This window comes from Pseudomonas sp. JS3066 (genome assembly GCF_036328175.1).
In the GTDB taxonomy this organism is placed as follows: Bacteria; Pseudomonadota; Gammaproteobacteria; order Pseudomonadales; family Pseudomonadaceae; genus Metapseudomonas.
Genome location: NZ_CP143312.1, coordinates 4,365,051 through 4,381,782 on the forward strand (window position 1 = coordinate 4,365,051; position 16,732 = coordinate 4,381,782).

At 63.2% G+C, this 16,732-nt stretch carries 18 protein-coding genes; 7 read left to right on the top strand and 11 right to left on the bottom strand.

Translation table 11 applies throughout. From position 1 onward, the window contains the following. The first annotated feature begins 142 nt into the window (after positions 1-142). Complete coding sequence (locus SA496_RS20570) at positions 143-1,456, top strand: MFS transporter (RefSeq protein WP_153918606.1); 1,314 nt, start codon at positions 143-145, stop codon at positions 1,454-1,456. Here the strand turns inward: SA496_RS20570 and SA496_RS20575 are convergent. From SA496_RS20575 to SA496_RS20595, 5 genes are read right to left on the bottom strand one after another with little or no spacing between them, the layout of a single operon-like run. Further along, on the bottom strand, positions 1,446-2,216 hold the full coding sequence (locus tag SA496_RS20575; RefSeq protein WP_371924286.1) for an SGNH/GDSL hydrolase family protein: 771 nt from the start codon (positions 2,214-2,216) through the stop codon (positions 1,446-1,448). The genes SA496_RS20570 and SA496_RS20575 overlap by 11 nt on opposite strands. Next, positions 2,216-3,397, bottom strand: coding sequence for a formate-dependent phosphoribosylglycinamide formyltransferase (gene purT / locus SA496_RS20580; RefSeq protein WP_120654770.1), 1,182 nt, complete (start codon positions 3,395-3,397; stop codon positions 2,216-2,218). The genes SA496_RS20575 and purT overlap by 1 nt, the downstream gene beginning before the upstream one ends. Positions 3,398-3,415: 18 nt before the next feature. Then, positions 3,416-3,625, bottom strand: a complete 210-nt coding sequence (locus tag SA496_RS20585; protein ID WP_162945874.1) for a DUF1289 domain-containing protein — start codon at positions 3,623-3,625, stop codon at positions 3,416-3,418. Beyond that, positions 3,625-4,149, bottom strand: a complete 525-nt coding sequence (locus SA496_RS20590; RefSeq protein ID WP_120654768.1) for a gamma carbonic anhydrase family protein — start codon at positions 4,147-4,149, stop codon at positions 3,625-3,627. The genes SA496_RS20585 and SA496_RS20590 overlap by 1 nt, the downstream gene beginning before the upstream one ends. Positions 4,150-4,170: 21 nt before the next feature. Beyond that, positions 4,171-4,773, bottom strand: coding sequence for a CoA pyrophosphatase (locus SA496_RS20595; RefSeq protein WP_153918602.1), 603 nt, complete (start codon positions 4,771-4,773; stop codon positions 4,171-4,173). A gap of 169 nt (positions 4,774-4,942) precedes the next feature. Between SA496_RS20595 and SA496_RS20600 the strand changes: the two genes are divergently transcribed. Together SA496_RS20600 and SA496_RS20605 are read left to right on the top strand one after the other, a co-directional pair. Then, entirely contained in the window at positions 4,943-5,497 is a 555-nt protein-coding gene (locus SA496_RS20600; protein WP_120654766.1) for an NUDIX hydrolase, read from the top strand. Between the two features lie 43 nt (positions 5,498-5,540). Further along, the gene (locus tag SA496_RS20605) at positions 5,541-6,044 is read left to right on the top strand and encodes a L,D-transpeptidase family protein (protein ID WP_120654765.1); all 504 of its coding nucleotides are present in this window, start codon (positions 5,541-5,543) and stop codon (positions 6,042-6,044) included. A gap of 103 nt (positions 6,045-6,147) precedes the next feature. Here the strand turns inward: SA496_RS20605 and SA496_RS20610 are convergent, their stop codons facing one another. The 3 genes from SA496_RS20610 to SA496_RS20620 all read right to left on the bottom strand — a co-directional run bounded on the left by SA496_RS20610 (position 6,148) and on the right by SA496_RS20620 (position 7,445). Continuing rightward, positions 6,148-6,507, bottom strand: coding sequence for a PilZ domain-containing protein (locus SA496_RS20610; RefSeq protein ID WP_077526741.1), 360 nt, complete (start codon positions 6,505-6,507; stop codon positions 6,148-6,150). A 60-nt stretch (positions 6,508-6,567) separates the two neighbouring features. Beyond that, a complete protein-coding gene (locus SA496_RS20615; RefSeq protein WP_120654764.1) occupies positions 6,568-6,990 on the bottom strand; it encodes a DUF4124 domain-containing protein in 423 nt (140 codons plus the stop codon). 83 nt (positions 6,991-7,073) lie between these two features. Further along, positions 7,074-7,445 carry a tetratricopeptide repeat protein gene (locus SA496_RS20620; RefSeq protein WP_120654763.1) on the bottom strand — a complete coding sequence of 124 codons (372 nt, stop codon included), beginning with the start codon at positions 7,443-7,445 and terminating at the stop codon, positions 7,074-7,076. A gap of 169 nt (positions 7,446-7,614) precedes the next feature. On the opposite strand from SA496_RS20620, the gene SA496_RS20625 reads away from it, so the two are divergent. Both SA496_RS20625 and pyk read left to right on the top strand, forming a co-directional pair. Beyond that, positions 7,615-8,418 (top strand): tetratricopeptide repeat protein, encoded by an 804-nt coding sequence (locus tag SA496_RS20625; protein WP_120654762.1) that lies wholly within the window; start codon positions 7,615-7,617, stop codon positions 8,416-8,418. A 110-nt stretch (positions 8,419-8,528) separates the two neighbouring features. Then, positions 8,529-9,980 carry a pyruvate kinase gene (pyk, locus tag SA496_RS20630; protein WP_120654761.1) on the top strand — a complete coding sequence of 484 codons (1,452 nt, stop codon included), beginning with the start codon at positions 8,529-8,531 and terminating at the stop codon, positions 9,978-9,980. Between the two features lie 110 nt (positions 9,981-10,090). Here the strand turns inward: pyk and SA496_RS20635 are convergent, their stop codons facing one another. The 3 genes from SA496_RS20635 to SA496_RS20645 are packed head-to-tail and all read right to left on the bottom strand — an operon-like array spanning position 10,091 to position 12,958. Then, positions 10,091-10,864 (bottom strand): enoyl-CoA hydratase, encoded by a 774-nt coding sequence (locus SA496_RS20635; protein ID WP_120654760.1) that lies wholly within the window; start codon positions 10,862-10,864, stop codon positions 10,091-10,093. A 32-nt stretch (positions 10,865-10,896) separates the two neighbouring features. Next, positions 10,897-11,838 (bottom strand): iron-sulfur-binding ferredoxin reductase, encoded by a 942-nt coding sequence (locus tag SA496_RS20640; RefSeq protein WP_120654759.1) that lies wholly within the window; start codon positions 11,836-11,838, stop codon positions 10,897-10,899. Beyond that, positions 11,831-12,958 (bottom strand): GGDEF domain-containing protein, encoded by a 1,128-nt coding sequence (locus tag SA496_RS20645; RefSeq protein WP_120654758.1) that lies wholly within the window; start codon positions 12,956-12,958, stop codon positions 11,831-11,833. Before SA496_RS20645 ends, SA496_RS20640 begins: the two co-directional genes overlap by 8 nt. A 214-nt stretch (positions 12,959-13,172) precedes the next feature. On the opposite strand from SA496_RS20645, the gene SA496_RS20650 reads away from it, so the two are divergent. Together SA496_RS20650 and SA496_RS20655 are read left to right on the top strand one after the other, a co-directional pair. After that, a complete protein-coding gene (locus SA496_RS20650) occupies positions 13,173-14,696 on the top strand; it encodes a fumarate hydratase (RefSeq protein WP_120654757.1) in 1,524 nt (507 codons plus the stop codon). A gap of 109 nt (positions 14,697-14,805) precedes the next feature. Continuing rightward, positions 14,806-16,686 (top strand): acyltransferase family protein, encoded by a 1,881-nt coding sequence (locus SA496_RS20655; protein ID WP_330114385.1) that lies wholly within the window; start codon positions 14,806-14,808, stop codon positions 16,684-16,686. Positions 16,687-16,732: the final 46 nt, after the last annotated feature.

The window sequence follows — 16,732 nt, forward strand, 5'->3', positions numbered from 1 at the left end:
TCCGCCGCGGCCACCCGCCTGCAGCCCGGGATTCGATGGCGACACAGCGCCATCAGCCCATCCCTCAGCGATCGCCAGCTCCAGAGACCCGCCGGGCATCCCGCAAGGAGCACGTCCGGCCCATGCAAAGGGATATCCACAGATGACCAGCGCCGCCCTGAGCGACACCCCGGGCACCCAACCGGCCAACTCCCCGGTGCGGGTAGCGACCGCCAGCTTCATCGGCACCGCCATCGAGTTCTATGATTTCTATGTCTATGCCACCGCCGCCGCGCTGGTGATTGGTCCGGTGTTCTTTCCGCAGACCTCCAGCACCGCGCAGATGCTTTCGGCCTTCCTCACCTTCGGCATAGCCTTCCTCGCCCGCCCGCTGGGCTCGGCGCTGTTCGGCCATTTCGGCGATCGCATCGGGCGCAAGTCCACCCTGGTCGCCTCACTGCTGCTGATGGGCGTGTCCACCACCCTGATCGGCGTACTACCCGGTTACGAGAGCATCGGTGCCTGGGCGCCCATCCTGTTGTGCCTGCTGCGTTTCGGCCAAGGCCTCGGGCTGGGTGGCGAATGGGGTGGTGCGGCGTTACTCGCCACGGAAAACGCTCCGCCCGGGAAACGAGCCTGGTATGGCATGTTCCCACAACTCGGCCCATCCATCGGCTTCCTCGCCGCCAACGGTCTGTTCCTCGGTCTGGCCATGGGGCTCGATGACGAGCAGTTCCGCAGCTGGGGCTGGCGCATTCCCTTCCTGCTCAGCGCCGTGCTGGTAGTAGTCGGCCTCTATGTGCGGCTGAAGCTGGAAGAAACGCCGGTCTTCGCCCAAGCCATGGCCCGCCAGGAGAAATCCCGCGTGCCACTGCTGGACACCTTCTCCGGACACTGGCGGCCCGTGCTTCTCGGCGCCCTGGCCATGGTGGTGTGCTACGCACTGTTCTACATCTCCACGGTCTTCTCCCTGAGCTACGGGGTGTCCACCCTGGGCTACAGCCGCGAGACCTTCCTCGCCCTGCTCTGCTTTGCAGTGCTCTTCATGGCCCTCGCGACGCCGATATCCGCCTGGCTCAGCGATCGTTTCGGGCGCAAGCCGGTGCTGATCGGCGGCACGCTACTGGCGATCCTCTCCGGATTCACCATGGAACCCCTGCTGACCCAGGGCTCGGCCTACGGCGTGGCGCTGTTCCTCTGCATCGAGCTGTTCCTGATGGGCGTGACCTTCGCACCCATGGGAGCATTGCTGCCGGAGCTGTTTCCAACTCGCGTGCGCTACACCGGCGCTTCGGCGGCCTACAACCTGGGGGGCATAGTCGGCGCCTCGGTGGCACCCTTCTTCGCACAGAAGCTGGTCGCCATGGGTGGCCTGAGCTGGGTCGGGGGCTATGTGTCGATAGCGGCAGTAATCAGCCTGCTGGCCGTCCTCTGCCTGAAGGAAACCCGCGACAGCGACCTCAGCCTCACACGCTAAGGTCGAGCGCCAGGCCCTCCGCCTCCGGAGACGGTTGGGCCGAGGCGACGAACCAGTCCGCCAGTGACTCGCCCCAGACGCGATAACCAAGTGCGGAAGGATGGTAGCCATCCAACGCCAGAAACTCCGGGCGCATTTCCAGACTGGTGGCACAACAGACCAGCCCCTCACGCTCAGCCAACGCTCGCAGTTGACGGTCCAGCAGCCTGGCCCGCCAGCCGAGCAACTGGCGCAACAGCCAGGGCAATGCAGTGAAATGCTGCAGCGGCGGCACGCCGGCCAGGGCGACTTGCGCGCCACGCTCTACGAAATGCCGAGCCATCCCATTCAGGGCCTCCTGCCAACTACGGCTGGAGCTGAAATGAGTGGTGTCGTTGACGCCGAAGACCAGCAGCACCAGATCAACGGGTTCATCTGCCGCTTGCGGCAGCAAGCGCTTCAGGGCCTCGCCGGCGGTGATGCCATTCTCGCCGCAGGCACGCCAGGCCACAGGGCGCCGCAGGCGCAAGGCCAGAGCGGCTGCCAGCTGACCAGCCAGGGCGAAGTCCAGGCAGGACGCGCCGACACCGGCGACGGTGGATTCACCAATCAATAAAAGCCGGAGGGGATCGCCTTGCAGCTCGCTTCCGGCAAGCCCGCGCTCCGAGCCAGCGGCCGGTGCCAGGCGCAGGGCGGTGCGACGAGTGTGCATGGCCATGGGCAGTGCTAAGGGTAACAGCGGCAACGCCGCTACCCACCAGCACAGCGTGGCCAGGCGCATCACAGCTTGATGTCGACCGCCTGGGCGGACCGGGTCGCCTTGGCCCGCGCCAAGTCGGTGGACTCGTCCCGCGCCAGGGCAACGCCCATGCGGCGCTGGCCATCCACTTCCGGTTTGCCGAACAGGCGCAGCGCGGTATCCGGCTCGCTGAGCGCAGCGCCCAGATTGCCGAAGCTGACCTGGCTGGACTTGCCCTCGACCAGGATCACCGCCGAAGCGGACGGCCCCATCTGGCGAATAGCCGGGATCGGCAGGCCAAGAATGGCTCGCGCGTGCAGGGCGAATTCGGACAAGTCCTGGGAAATCAGGGTCACCAGGCCGGTATCGTGGGGACGCGGCGAAACCTCGCTGAACCACACCTGGTCGCCCTTGATGAACAGTTCGACGCCGAACAGGCCTCGGCCACCCAGGGCTTCGGTCACTAGCTGGGCAATACGCTCCGACTCGGCCAGGGCCTTCGGATTCATGGCCTGGGGCTGCCAGGATTCGTGGTAGTCGCCCTTCACCTGGCGATGGCCGATAGGCGCGCAGAAGCTGGTACCGCCGATGTGGCGCACGGTGAGCAGGGTTATCTCGTACTCGAAGTCGATGAAACCTTCGACGATGACCCGCCCTTTGCCGGCGCGGCCACCTTCCTGGGCGTAGTCCCAGGCGGCCTTCAGATCTGCGTCGGATTTGAGCACTGACTGGCCTTTACCGGAGGAACTCATGATCGGCTTGACCACGCAGGGATAGCCGACGCTGGCCACTGCCGCGCTGTAATCCTCGAAGGTATCGGCGAAATGATAGGGCGAGGTGGGCACGCCCAGTTCCTCGGCGGCGAGACGGCGGATACCTTCCCGGTTCATCGTCAACTGGGCCGCACGGGCGGTGGGCACCACGGTGAAGCCTTCGGCCTCCAGTTCGACCAGAGTCGCGGTGGCGATGGCCTCGATCTCCGGCACGATGTAATGCGGCTTCTCCTGCTCGATCACTGCGCGCAGGGCAGCACCGTCAAGCATGCTGATGACGTGGCTGCGGTGGGCCACCTGCATGGCCGGTGCATCGGCATAACGGTCAACGGCGATCACTTCACAGCCGAGGCGCTGCAGTTCGATCACCACCTCCTTGCCGAGTTCGCCGGAGCCACACAGCAGCACACGGGTCGCGCTGGGCGACAAGGGGGTTCCAATACGGGACATGTCGTTTCCTCGGGGGAGTCAAGAAGCCTGGGGCGGAGTGCTGATGAACTGGCCGCTGGCCTTGGCGCGCTCGAAGCAGCGGGCCAGGACTTCGCGGCGCTCGGCATTGTCCATGCGGCCCCAGCGGGTGATTTCGTCGGCGCTGCGTTGGCAGCCGCCGCAGATGTCATGGTCGTCCAGCACGCAGACTTGCACGCAGGGGGAGCGGACGGGGCGTTCGGCGTCCATCAGTCGTCCTGCTCGGCCAGATCGCGGGCGTAGCGCTGGGCATTGTGTACGTAGTGGGCGGCACTGGCTTCGAGCATCTTCTTCTGTTGCTCGGTCAGCTCGCGCACCACCTTGCCGGGAGCGCCCATGACGAGCGAACCATCGGGAATTTCCTTGCCTTCGGGGATCAGTGCGTTAGCGCCGATGATGCAGTACTTGCCGATCTTCGCGCCGTTGAGCACCACGGCGTTGATGCCGATGAGACTGAAATCACCCACCGAACAGCCGTGCAGCATGGCGTTGTGGCCGATGGTGACGGAGCGGCCGATGTTCAGCGGATAGCCCATATCGGTGTGCATCACCGTGCCATCCTGGACGTTACTGTTCTCACCGATGTGGATCAGCTCGTTGTCACCGCGCAGCACGGCGCCGAACCAGATGCTGGCACCGGCATCCAGGCGCACCTTGCCCACCAGGGTGGCATTAGGTGCGACCCAGCTCTCGGGATGGGTTTCGACCTGGGAGGTTCCAAGGCGGTATTTCATCAGGCGCTCCTCAAACGGGGCTTATTTGAGTTTTATGAAGCTCGCGGGGGCGCGAGTCATATCGATTCCAGCGTCATAGACCAGGTTGACCAGTTCGATGACCATGATCGCCGTCAGGCCCCAGATCTTGTATTCGCCGTACTGATAGCTGGGTACGTACCAGCTGCGGCCGAGGTAGTCGATGCGGTGGGTCACCTGTCGCGGATCGTCGCGAAAGAACACGAGCGGCACGCTGAAGACCGAGTCGATCTCCCCATCGTTGGCCTTGTACTGGACGAAGTCCGGAACCAGCCCGACATAAGGTGTGACCTTTATGCCATGGCGGGAAACCAGGGGGCTGAGCGGGCCGATGACCTCCACCAGCCCTGGTGGCAGGCCCACTTCTTCCTCCGCTTCGCGCAGGGCGGTGTGGATCAGGTCCGCATCCTCGGGGTCGCGACGACCGCCGGGAAAGGCCACCTCGCCGCCATGGGTCGACAGGCCACTGGCGCGCAACGTCAGGACAAGCTCAGGCTCGTCGCTGCGAGTGATAGGCACCAGTACCGCCGCTTCGGGGAAGTCGTGATCGGTTTCCAGGGTTCTCGGGGAGTAGCTCTGCACACGACGGAGCAGGTCATCCAGCATGGATTTTCTCGTTGTTCTCGACTGCCGGGCATCATGGCATGAACCTGTGGGACGCCCAAGTCCCACGCCGACAGGTCGCACCATTCACCACCTTTGGTTTGCCCGGTACGTCGCTTGCCGTGCGACACCGTGCCGCGCCAAGATGAGCTCCTGCCCCCGAGGAACCACGATGAAATACTGCAGCCAGTGCGGTGGCCCGATCGCCCAGCGCATCCCCGACGGAGACAACCGCCTGCGCTACGTGTGCGACAGTTGCCACACGATCCACTACCAGAACCCGCGCATCGTCGCCGGCTGCCTGCCGGTTTGGGGCGAGCAGGTACTGCTCTGCCGCCGCGCCATCGACCCGCGCAAGGGCTACTGGACCCTTCCCGCCGGCTTCATGGAGAACGGCGAGACCATGGAGCAGGCCGCCGCCCGCGAAACACTCGAAGAAGCCTGCGCGCGGGTGAGCAATCTCAGCCTTTACACGCTGTTCGACCTGCCGCACATCAGCCAGGTGTACACCTTCTTCCGCGCCGAACTGGTCGATCTGAACTTCGCCGCCGGTGACGAAAGCCTGGAAGTGCGCCTCTTCCTCGAACAGGATATTCCCTGGTCGGAGCTGGCTTTTCCGACCGTGGGCCGTACCTTAGAATGCTACTTCGCCGACCGCACCGGGCAGGTCTTCCCGGTGCGCAACGAGCCGCTCGCGCCGTTGCGGGCCTACTACAAAAAAGCCTGACCGCTATATCTGCTTACTTGAACACTGTGGGGTTGTTGTGCCGATGCGCTGGTTGCTAGTCGTACTTTCCATGAGCCTTGCCGCTCTCGCCCAAGCGAGCACTACGCCGACTATGGGTGAAAAATCCATCGACAAGGTCCTGGTGGTGAAATCGGAGCGCAAGCTGCTACTGATGAATCGCGGCGACATTCTCAAGTCCTACCGCATCTCCCTTGGCAAGCAACCGCTTGGCCCCAAGCTGCGTGAAGGAGACCAGCGCACTCCCGAGGGCTTCTATTGGATCGACTGGCGAAAGACCAGCGACAAATTCAACCTGGCCATGCACATCTCCTACCCCAACGCCCGCGACGCCGCCAAGGCACGGGACAAGGGCGTGCCGCCGGGCGGCATGATCATGATCCACGGCACCCCGCTCGATGAGGAATACCCCGAGTGGTACTTCCACAGCCTGGACTGGACCGAAGGCTGCATCGCCATGAAGAACTCTGACATGCGCGAAATCTGGAGCCTGGTGAAAGATGGCACGCTGATCGAAATCCGCCCCTGAGTCGATCTGCTGCGAAAAAGGCGCCAAATGGCGCCTTTTTTATTTTCCATTGCACGAATCAGGGAAAGTTCGAAGCAGGCTGGCAACCTTTTTTCAGGCAGACTCAGGCCGAGGCGGCCAAAGGACGAAAGCTGAAATAGAAACGCAGGGCATCGATCAGGTCGGCATACTCCGACGGCGGCGCAACCAGCGAGAAGCCGGAATCGTAATGCCCGGGAGTCACGTCCTCATGGCACCACTGGCAGGTGGCATAGAAATCGATGAAGTGCAGCTGCCCATCCTTGCCCGGAATCTTCAGCTGCATGTCGAAGCGCGCGCCCACCAGCATGGGCAGCTGACTGATCAGCATCAGGCCGTCCATCGAAACATTGCCCAGGTAACCCATGGGCTTGTCGGTGATGCGATTGAACACCTTCAGGTAATAAGGCAACTGATGGCGTTCGATATGGCGCTTGGTCGGCATGATATCAGATCGCTATTGGTGGCACTTCAGTATGAACTCGTTGTAACCCCAGACCAACCTTCAATTGCAATCGCGGGAGATGTTCTCGCCGAGCTTGCGATGGAAGGTTTCGATCTCTTCATCAGTGTAGTACTGACGTTCGCCACGCTCGTCGACCCGGTAAAACGGGCCGCCGCGACTTAGCTGGTCCTGCTGCGAACGCAACTGGCCGCACCTTCTCTGCTGCTTCTCCCGAGCCTCCGTGGCCTGGTCAGCTGCAGCGGCCTTTTCCTGGCGGCGCGCATCGAAGAATTTCGCGGTGCGCGCCTCGCGCTCACGAGTCGCCTGGTCACGCTCCACCACCTGGGGCTTCACCGAGACCGGCTCGGCTCCCTCCCCGGGCGTCTCGCTGAAATGCACCTGTCCCTGGGCATCAGTCCAGCGATAGATCTCTGCACCGGCGATGGCCGGAACCAGCAACAGGCAGCACAGCAGGTGGCGCATTCCAGGGTTCCTCGGATTGACGCACAGCTTAGCCCCGGCCGAACGCAGCTCAAGCTGACAACGACCGACGGCCGGGTTACGGGTCAGAGCGGTGTGGCGCTGGCGCGGGCAGCGCTGCCGCCAAGGTGGCCGAGCTGCTCCAGGGTCTCCAAGCGGGCCTTGGCCCGATAGGCGTACTCGCTGGTGGGATAGCGGGCGATGATGAACTGGTAAGTCTGCGCTGCATCGACGAACAGTCTCTGGCGCTCCAGGCACTGGCCGCGCAACAGAGAGATTTCCGGTTGCAGGTACTGGCGGGACCGGCTTTTGCGCTCTGCCTTGGACAGCTCGAGCATCACATCCTCGCAATCCCCCTTCTCGTAGGAGCGGTAGGCGCTGTTCAGGTGATGGTCGAGGGACCAGCGGGTGCAACCGCCCACGGCCACCAACAGGGTCAGGATGATCAGGGTTCTCATGGGTAATTCCTCCGTCCCACGGGATATCGGCTGGGAGCGCCGCTTCTTCAGGCCGTTGGGCGAACGAGAAGTGCAAAGCATAACCTCCGATTGGTCCTGCTGGCGCGCGACTCGGAGGGCAAGCGGCCACTGCTAGACTGCGGAAGTCGCCCAAGGACACGCTCCCGCCATGCACTCCACGCGCCCCACCCTTCTCGCCCTGTGCCTGCTACTGGGCGCCTGCTCGCCCACCACTCCGCTATTCATTGCCCAGGTCACCACCAACGAAGTGGTGGAGTACAAGACCATGAAAAGCAATCGGATGGCCGCGGCAGTAGAGGAAGAAGGCGATCTGCTGACCTACAGCGCCATGGCCATCCGCGACGCGAAGAGTCCGGAGGCGGAAGAGCTGTATCTGGTCGGCTACCGCGACGACAAGTTCAGCGACGACGTACGCGCCATCAGCCTCTACCAGATCGGCCTGATCTATATGAGCCGTTACAACGAGCAGCGCAACGATGCCAAGGCGCTGGGCTACCTGGAGCGGGTGCTCGACGAATTTCCCAGCAGCCGCGCGGCTCAACGCGCCGAAGCGCGCATTCTGGTCATTCGCCAGCGGGCCGGGGAGCCAGTGCAGAAGACGTCCCGCGAACTCCTCGCCACCTGGCAGCCAAGCAACAACCTCGATCTCTACAAGCCGGGACTGGATCCGGACATGACCCTGCTTTCACGCCGGGCAGTACTCAAGGACCGCGTGGCCGAAGCCGAGGAGCTCTACCTGCTGGCACTGTCCGACGCCCACGTACAGCCTGACATCAAGGAGAAGGCGCTCTATCAACTGGGCCTGATGTACCTGGCGCCGGACAATCCCCACGCCAGTCGCGACAAGGCCATTGGCTATTTCCGCCGGCTACTGGTGCAGTTCCCCGACAGCGACCTGGCCAGCAAGGCTTCGCAGCACCTCGACCAGGCCCTCAATCAGAGTCGTCCGTAGCGCCGCCCAGCGGCCCACCTGAAACAATTCAGCGGGTAGTGCAAAGGAACAATGACTACAGTTTTCTCGCGTAGTAGCCTCGCGCTCTGCTTGAAAAATGGAGTCTTCGCATGCCTTTTCGCCGTACCAAAATCGTCGCCACCCTCGGCCCGGCCAGCAACTCCCCGGAGGTCCTGGAGCAACTGATCGTCGCGGGGCTGAACGTCGCCCGCCTGAACTTCTCCCACGGTAGCCCCGAGGAACACAAGGCACGCGCCCGCCTGGTCCGCGAACTGGCCGCCAAGCACGGCCGTTTCGTCGCGCTGCTCGGCGACCTGCAAGGCCCGAAGATCCGCATCGCCAAGTTCGCCAACAAACGCATCGAACTGAAGGAAGGCGACAGCTTCCGCTTCTCCGTCACCCATCCGCGTGACGCCGGCGACCAGGAAGTGGTGGGCATCGACTACCCGGACCTGATCAAGGATTGCGGCGTCGGCGACGAGCTGCTGCTGGACGACGGTCGCGTGGTGATGCGCGTCGTCGCCACCACCGCTGACGAACTGCATTGCACCGTACTGATCGGCGGTCCGCTGTCCGACCACAAGGGCATCAACCGTCGCGGCGGCGGCCTGACTGCACCGGCGCTGACCGCTAAGGACAAGGCCGACATCAAGCTGGCCGCGGAAATGGAACTGGATTACCTGGCCGTCTCGTTCCCCCGTGACGCCGCAGACATGGAGCTGGCCCGCCGCCTGCGCGACGAAGCCGGTGGCAAGGCCTGGCTGGTGGCCAAGATCGAACGCGCCGAAGCCGTGGCCGACGACGAGGCCCTCGACGGCCTGATCCGCGCCAGCGACGCCGTCATGGTGGCCCGTGGCGACCTCGGCGTGGAAATTGGCGACGCCGAACTGGTGGGTATCCAGAAGAAGATCATCCTGCATGCCCGCCGCTACAACAAAGCCGTGATCACCGCGACCCAGATGATGGAGTCGATGATCCACAGCCCGATGCCGACCCGCGCCGAAGTTTCGGACGTAGCCAACGCCGTGCTCGACTACACCGACGCCGTGATGCTTTCGGCCGAAAGCGCCGCTGGCGAGTACCCGGTCGAGGCCGTGCAAGCCATGGCGCGTATTTGCCAGGGCGCCGAGAAGCACCCGGATACCCGCCGCTCCCACCACCGCATCGGTCAGACCTTCGACCGCTGCGACGAGAGCATTGCCTTGGCGTCGATGTACACCGCCAACCACTTCCCAGGTATCAAGGCCATCATTTGCCTGACTGAAAGCGGCTACACACCGTTGATCATGTCGCGCATCCGCTCCTCGGTGCCGATCTTCGCCTACTCGCCTCACCGCGAGACCCAGGCCCGCGTGGCGCTGTTCCGTGGCGTGGAGACCATCCCCTTCGACGCCGCCGCACTGCCCCCGGAGAAGGTCAGCCAGATGGCCGTGGACGAACTGCTGCAACGCGGCGTGGTGACCAAGGGTGACTGGGTGATCCTGACCAAGGGTGACAGCTACACCACCCAGGGCGGCACCAACACCATGAAGATCCTCCACGTCGGCGACCTGCTGGTCTGACCTGGCCTGGAACGAAAAAAGCCGCCCTTCGGGGCGGCTTTTGGCTTTCTTGTAGGGGCGAATTCATTCGCCCCTACAGCATCGATTCCCCTACAGCGGCTCTCGCAGCCTCATACAAACTTCGAGAAATCCGGCTTGCGTCGCTGGGTGAAGGCCGACAGCGCTTCCACCGCCTCAGGCGAACGCAGGCGCTGGCTGAACATCTCGCCCTCTTCCGCGATCACCCGGCGCAACTCTTCGCGGCCCGGCGCCTGCATCAGGCGCTTGCTCACCGCCAGTGCCGAGGGCGCCAGGTCGAGGAATCGCAGTGCGGCCTCGCGGGCGCGGGCCAGAGTCGCAGCCCCATTTTCCAGTGCAGCGTTGGCGATACCCCAGCTGGCAGCCTGCTCACCCGTGAAGCCTTCACCCAAAAGCAGCAACTCCGACGCCTTCGCGTGACCGAGCAGACGCGGCAGGATCAAGCTGGAACCGAATTCGGGGCAGAGGCCAAGGCTGACGAATGGCATCTTCAGCTTGGCATCGCAGCTCACGAAGACCAGATCGCAATGCAGCAACAAGGTTGTGCCAATGCCTACCGCCGGACCACTTACCGCCGCCACCACAGGCTTGGGAAAGTCGAACAGCGCGCGCATGAACTGGAACACCGGGCTGCCCATCCCGCTCGGCGGTTCCTGCAGAAAGTCCACGATGTCGTTGCCGCTGGTGAAGCACTCCTCGCTGCCGGTGATCAGCACGACACGTACGCCAGCATCGTTTCGCGCGGCGTCCAGCACTTCGGCCATGCCGCTGTACATGGCACGGGTCAGGGCATTCTTCTTGTCCGGACGGTTCATCCGCAGCGTCAGCAGGCCCTGTTCGCGCTCGACCAGAATGTGCTCGCTCATGGCAAATCCTCGATGGGTGTTGGCCCGCGACTTCAGGCTTCGCGGGTCAGGAAGGTATCGGCCAGCAACTGATTGCGGGGCAGGCCGGCCAGGTACAGCCGGCGTGCAAACTCTTCGACGCTGGCAGGATGGCCGCAGAGTAAGGCGATGGTCTGGCGGGAAACAAGGCGGAATTGCGCCAAAACCTCTGGCAGCTCGGCCGGGGAGATCAGGCTGACTTCCAGGCCTGGATGGGCTGTGGCCAGCTCGGCAAGGGGGTTGGCAAGGTAGTGGCCCTGGGCGTCATGGGCCAGGTGAATGACGCGCATGGGGCCTTGGTGATGCTGCCGCAAGGCCTCCCTCAGCAGCCCCCAGAGCGGCGCGAGACCGGTGCCCGAAGCGAGGAACAGTAGCGGCCGCGCATCCCAGGATGGATCGTAGTGAAGTGCACCGCCATGGAGTTCGCCCAGGCGCAGCTTCTCGCCCAATGCCAGACGACGAGCCCGATCGCTGAAGAGGCCGGGCTTGCGGCAATCCAGATGAAATTCCAGGCAGTCATCGACACCGGGCAGGCTGGCCAGGGAATAGGGCCGCGCAATACCCTCGTCGTTCCATAGCAGAAGGTGCTGACCCGCGCTGTAGCGCAGAGGTCGCTGCGGCACGAGCCGCAAGCGCAGGACGTCTGGAGCCAACCAGTCGATACCGACGACTTCTGCCTCAAGACCATCACGAGCGGGATCGAAGACCTCCACCACCAGGTCCTGCACTACCAGGCACTGGCAGGACAACCGCCAGCCTTCGGCACGCCGGACACTATCCAGCGCCTCAGGTAGGGCATCAGCCGGTTCTCCAGACAGGCAACGAACCAGGCAGGCGTGGCAACTGCCAGCGCGGCAGCTAAAGGGCACGTTGCAACCGCCGGCATTCAGGGCATCCAGCAAGTTGCTGGCAGGTGCAACGCTCCAGTGTTTTCCGGCAACTTCAAGTTCAGGCACCCTGCCCCTCCCAGGCGGCATCGCAACGGTTACGTCCGCCGCGCTTCGCCCGATAGAGTGCCTGATCCGCACGCTGCAGCGCATCATCCAGATCGTCGCCGGCCGTCAGCAGAGTCATGCCCGCCGACAGACTCAACCGCTCAACCTGCACGCCCACCGGCTCGGCCTGTTCAAAGGCCTGGCGCAGGCGCTCGCAACAAGCGGTAAGGCGGTCTGCATCGCAGTTGGGCAGGAGCAGGACAAACTCCTCGCCGCCGTAGCGCGCAAGCACATCGCCATCACGCAGGCACGCCCGCGCGACGGCGGCGAACGTCTGCAACACCCGATCACCGGCGGCATGGCCATGGACATCATTGATTCGCTTGAAATGGTCCAGGTCGATCAGCGCCAGCCCATGCCGGCGGTTCGGCGTCAGGTTCTCCAGCTCGCGACTGGCCAGGCGTAGGAAATGACGGCGATTGAACAGCCCGGTCAGCTCGTCGGTGGCTACCAGGTCCTCCAACTGACGCATCATTCCACGCAGGGTGTCCTGGTGCGCCTGGAGGGCAAAGCGACGTTGACGCATGCGCTGGCGCAGCGCCTGGACATAGCTGGCGAACAAGCTCAGCCAGACCATCAACACGAACAGCACGCAAACCTGCAACAACGCCAGGGCCGGATCGGGCAAGCGCATCCAGTAGGCTTCAAACAGATTGAGGCCGGCGAAAGCAAAGAAGCCGACTGCCGCGCAGCGGGCGAATACCCGCGGTTTGAGCTGGAATACGCCAAACATCATGATCAGCACATAAACCGCCAGCAGTGTTCCCCTCGCGGTGTCGACCATGGACATCAGCCAAGTGTTCCAGGCCAGCGCCAGCAGCACCTGGGGCTCGGTCAGGCTGGGATCGGAAAAGCGCAGGTTGTGCCCGCTCATGAACAGCCAGAACAGGACGAACTGGGACAGGGCGACGAAGCCGGAGCCGATCAGGGCGGTGCTCGCCGAAACCCGGAACAAGCCACCGATCATCGCGACCCAGCACAAAAGCAGGACCATCGAGTAGGTAGCCACTGCCATACCGAAGCGCTTCAACAGCAAACTCTGCAAGGCTCTATGGCTGACCCGCTGGCTGGATGGGCTCATGGGGCTCCTTCCCGTAATGGCACCATGCCTTCAATGTACGCCTGTGATCACAAATTTCCTAGCCTGTAGGATGTGGCCGACAACCGACCAAGGTCGACTACCGGCGACTGTGCCCGAATGGCACCACGCGCTATACTGCCGCGCCTTTTTTAGCCTCGCGCGCCGGGTCGTGGTCCGGCGCTTCCCTGATGTTCCCTCCAAGAGGAGCGCCCACATGACCGTGATCAAGCAAGATGATCTGATCCAGAGTGTCGCCGACGCCCTGCAGTTCATCTCCTACTACCATCCCGTGGATTTCATCCAGGCCATGCATGAGGCCTATCTGCGTGAAGAGTCGCCCGCCGCGCGCGACTCCATGGCGCAGATCCTGATCAATTCGCGCATGTGCGCCACCGGCCACCGCCCGATCTGCCAGGACACCGGTATCGTCACCGTGTTCGTCCGCGTCGGCATGGACGTGCGCTGGGACGGCGCCACCATGAGCGTGGACGACATGATCAACGAGGGTGTGCGTCGCGCCTACAACCTGCCCGAGAACGTCCTGCGCGCGTCCATCCTGGCCGACCCGGCAGGCAGCCGTAAGAACACCAAGGACAACACCCCGGCGGTCATCCACTACTCCATCGTTCCCGGCAACACCGTGGAAGTGGACGTCGCAGCCAAGGGCGGCGGCTCCGAGAACAAGTCGAAGATGGCCATGCTCAACCCGTCCGACTCCATCGTCGACTGGGTACTGAAAACCGTCCCGACCATGGGCGCCGGCTGGTGCCCGCCGGGCATGCTCGGCATCGGTATCGGTGGTACCGCCGAGAAGGCTGCGGTGATGGCGAAGGAAGTCCTGATGGACCCGATCGACATCCACGAGCTGAAGGCCCGCGGTCCGCAGAACAAGATCGAGGAAATGCGCCTCGAGCTGTTCGAGAAGGTCAACCAGCTGGGCATCGGCGCCCAGGGCCTGGGCGGCCTGACCACCGTGCTCGACGTGAAGATCATGGACTACCCGACCCACGCCGCCTCCTTGCCGGTGTGCATGATCCCCAACTGCGCGGCTACCCGGCACGCCCACTTCGTGCTCGACGGCTCCGGCCCCGCCGAACTGGAAGCCCCGCCGCTGGACGCCTACCCGGAGATCGTCTGGGAAGCCGGCCCGTCCGCTCGCCGCGTCGACCTGGACAAGATCACCCCGGAAGAAGTGCAGAGCTGGAAGCCGGGCGAAACCCTGCTGCTCAACGGCAAGATGCTCACCGGCCGCGACGCCGCGCACAAGCGCATGGTCGACATGCTGAACAAGGGCGAAGAACTGCCGGTGGACCTGAAAGGCCGCTTCATCTATTACGTCGGCCCGGTCGATCCGGTCGGTGATGAAGTGGTTGGCCCGGCTGGCCCGACCACCGCGACCCGCATGGACAAGTTCACCCGCCAGATCCTCGAAAGCACCGGCCTGCTGGGTATGATCGGCAAGTCCGAGCGTGGCCCTATCGCCATCGAAGCGATCAAGGACAACAAGGCTGTCTACCTGATGGCCGTCGGCGGCGCCGCCTACCTGGTGGCCCAGGCGATCAAGAAGTCCAAGGTCCTGGCCTTCGCCGAACTCGGTATGGAAGCCATCTACGAGTTCGACGTGAAGGACATGCCGGTCACCGTCGCCGTCGATACCAACGGCGAGTCGGTCCACATCACCGGCCCGGCGATCTGGCAACAGAAGATCGCCGAGAACCTGGCGGTGGAAGTGAAGTAACGGCCACGCGCCGAATGAGATGCCCGGCCTCGTGCCGGGCATTTTTGTAACTGGGCAGCATTGCTGTCTGCGAGATTGGAGCGGTCTGGACCCGGGGAAACCGCCACGCATGAACACCTATATCGGGCACGACGCCCGGAACGGCGCTGCACAGCTCAAAGCGTCCAAGGTCTCGGATCTTTCGGTGCGAAATGACATCCAGGGGCTAAGAGCCATTGCAGTGCTGGCGGTGATCCTGTTCCACGCAAACAAGGATTGGCTGCCTGGCGGCTTCATCGGCGTCGACATCTTCCTGGTGATATCTGGCTTCCTGATCACATCGATCATCCTGCGGCAGCAGGAAGGCAATCGCTTCAACTTCGTCGACTTCTACCTAAGCCGATTCCGTCGCATCGCCCCGGCCTACCTGGTTCTGCTGGCAGTGGTCGCCGCGGTGATGGCGGTATTCCTTGTGCCGGACGATTTCCGCTTCTTCAAGAAAAGCCTGAACTCGGCGCTCTATTTCAGCAGCAACAATCACTTCGCCGATTTCGGTGACTATTTCGCCCCTAGCGCTCACGAATTACCGCTCCTGCACACCTGGTCGCTCGCGGTGGAGATGCAGTTCTATCTGCTGTTGCCGCTCGTTCTGCTCATGCCGCGTCGACTCAATCGATTCCTGCTGCCCGGCATTGCGCTGGCGTTGACCGCCTACGTCGGCTACCAGTTGAACGACAACGCAAATCGGCAGGCTGTCTACTTTTCATTGCTGGCCCGAATCCCGGAGTTTCTGGTTGGCGCAACCCTGGCCCTCTGGAAACCCGCAGGCTTCTCCTCGCCACGCCTCGTGCCAGCGCTCGCGCTGGCGGGGCTTCTGCTGGTACTCACCAGCGTGTCCTTGATCGACGAATCCCGCGGTTTTCCGGGCTGGATCGCCCTGCTGCCGTGCCTCGGCGCCGTAATGATGATGGCCGCGCGACGCGGACCGGTGACGGTGCTGCTTTCTGCAGCCCCCATGGTATGGATTGGCGGTTTGTCCTACTCGCTTTATCTCTGGCATTGGCCGGTCTTGGCGGCTATCCGCTACTACACGGGCCAGTACGAGCTGACACCTGAGCATCTGGCCCTTTTTGCGGTCCTGACCCTCTTGCTCTCCTATCTGTCGTATCGCTGGATCGAGCAGCCCTTCCGCTCCGCTCCCAATCGCCATACCGCGTGGCTGCGCATAGCGGCGATACTCGCTCTGGCGGCGCCGCTGATCGCCCTTTCCAGCGAACTCAATCGAGGGTTGGTGGAGAGTCTTCCCGTCGAACAGACCCAATACGCCGTGGATGCAGAAATCTGCCATGGCAAGCTGGTCGGCGACTGCATCCATGGCGATCGAGATGGCAAGCAGCCTCTGCTGGTACTCGGGGACAGCCATGCTGCGCAGTTGAACCTGTTCTTCGACGCGGTGGGCAAGACCGATAAGCTCGCTGCACGCATCATCAGCGGGAGCAGTTGCGTTACCATCCCAGGCTTCGACGTGGAGCGGCTGCCCGACTGGGCACAGGCTGCGTGCCGCGCGCAGATCCAGGCGGCGGCCCCTTATCTCGAACAGGCGCCCAAGATCGTCATTGCTGCCATGTGGCAGTACCAGACCCAGAGCACCGCCTTTCTCCAAGCATTCGAGAAGTTTCTGCAAGGAGCCGACGCACGCGGCCAGAAAGTTCTGGTAATGGCTCAATTACCAATGTTCGACTCGAACATGCAGCGCATGACCCGTTTCGATCAATTGGGCCTTCCCGTCAGCCGCAAGATGAATGATCAATGGCAGGCAGCCAATCAACTGGTCGCCCAGATCGTCGCCAAGCATCCATCAGCGAGCTTCCTGGATCTTTCCGCGGATCCGCTCTTCGAGGAAGCCCCATACGCGGATGGAACGCTGATTTACTACGACAATCACCACCTCAACGAGATTGGTGCCCGTCGCTACGCGGAGATTGCGGCGCCCTACTTCACAGACTTCTGAGTCCTTTCGTGGCGCATGGGCCCGGCTGGCCCCGCGCCCTTACCTG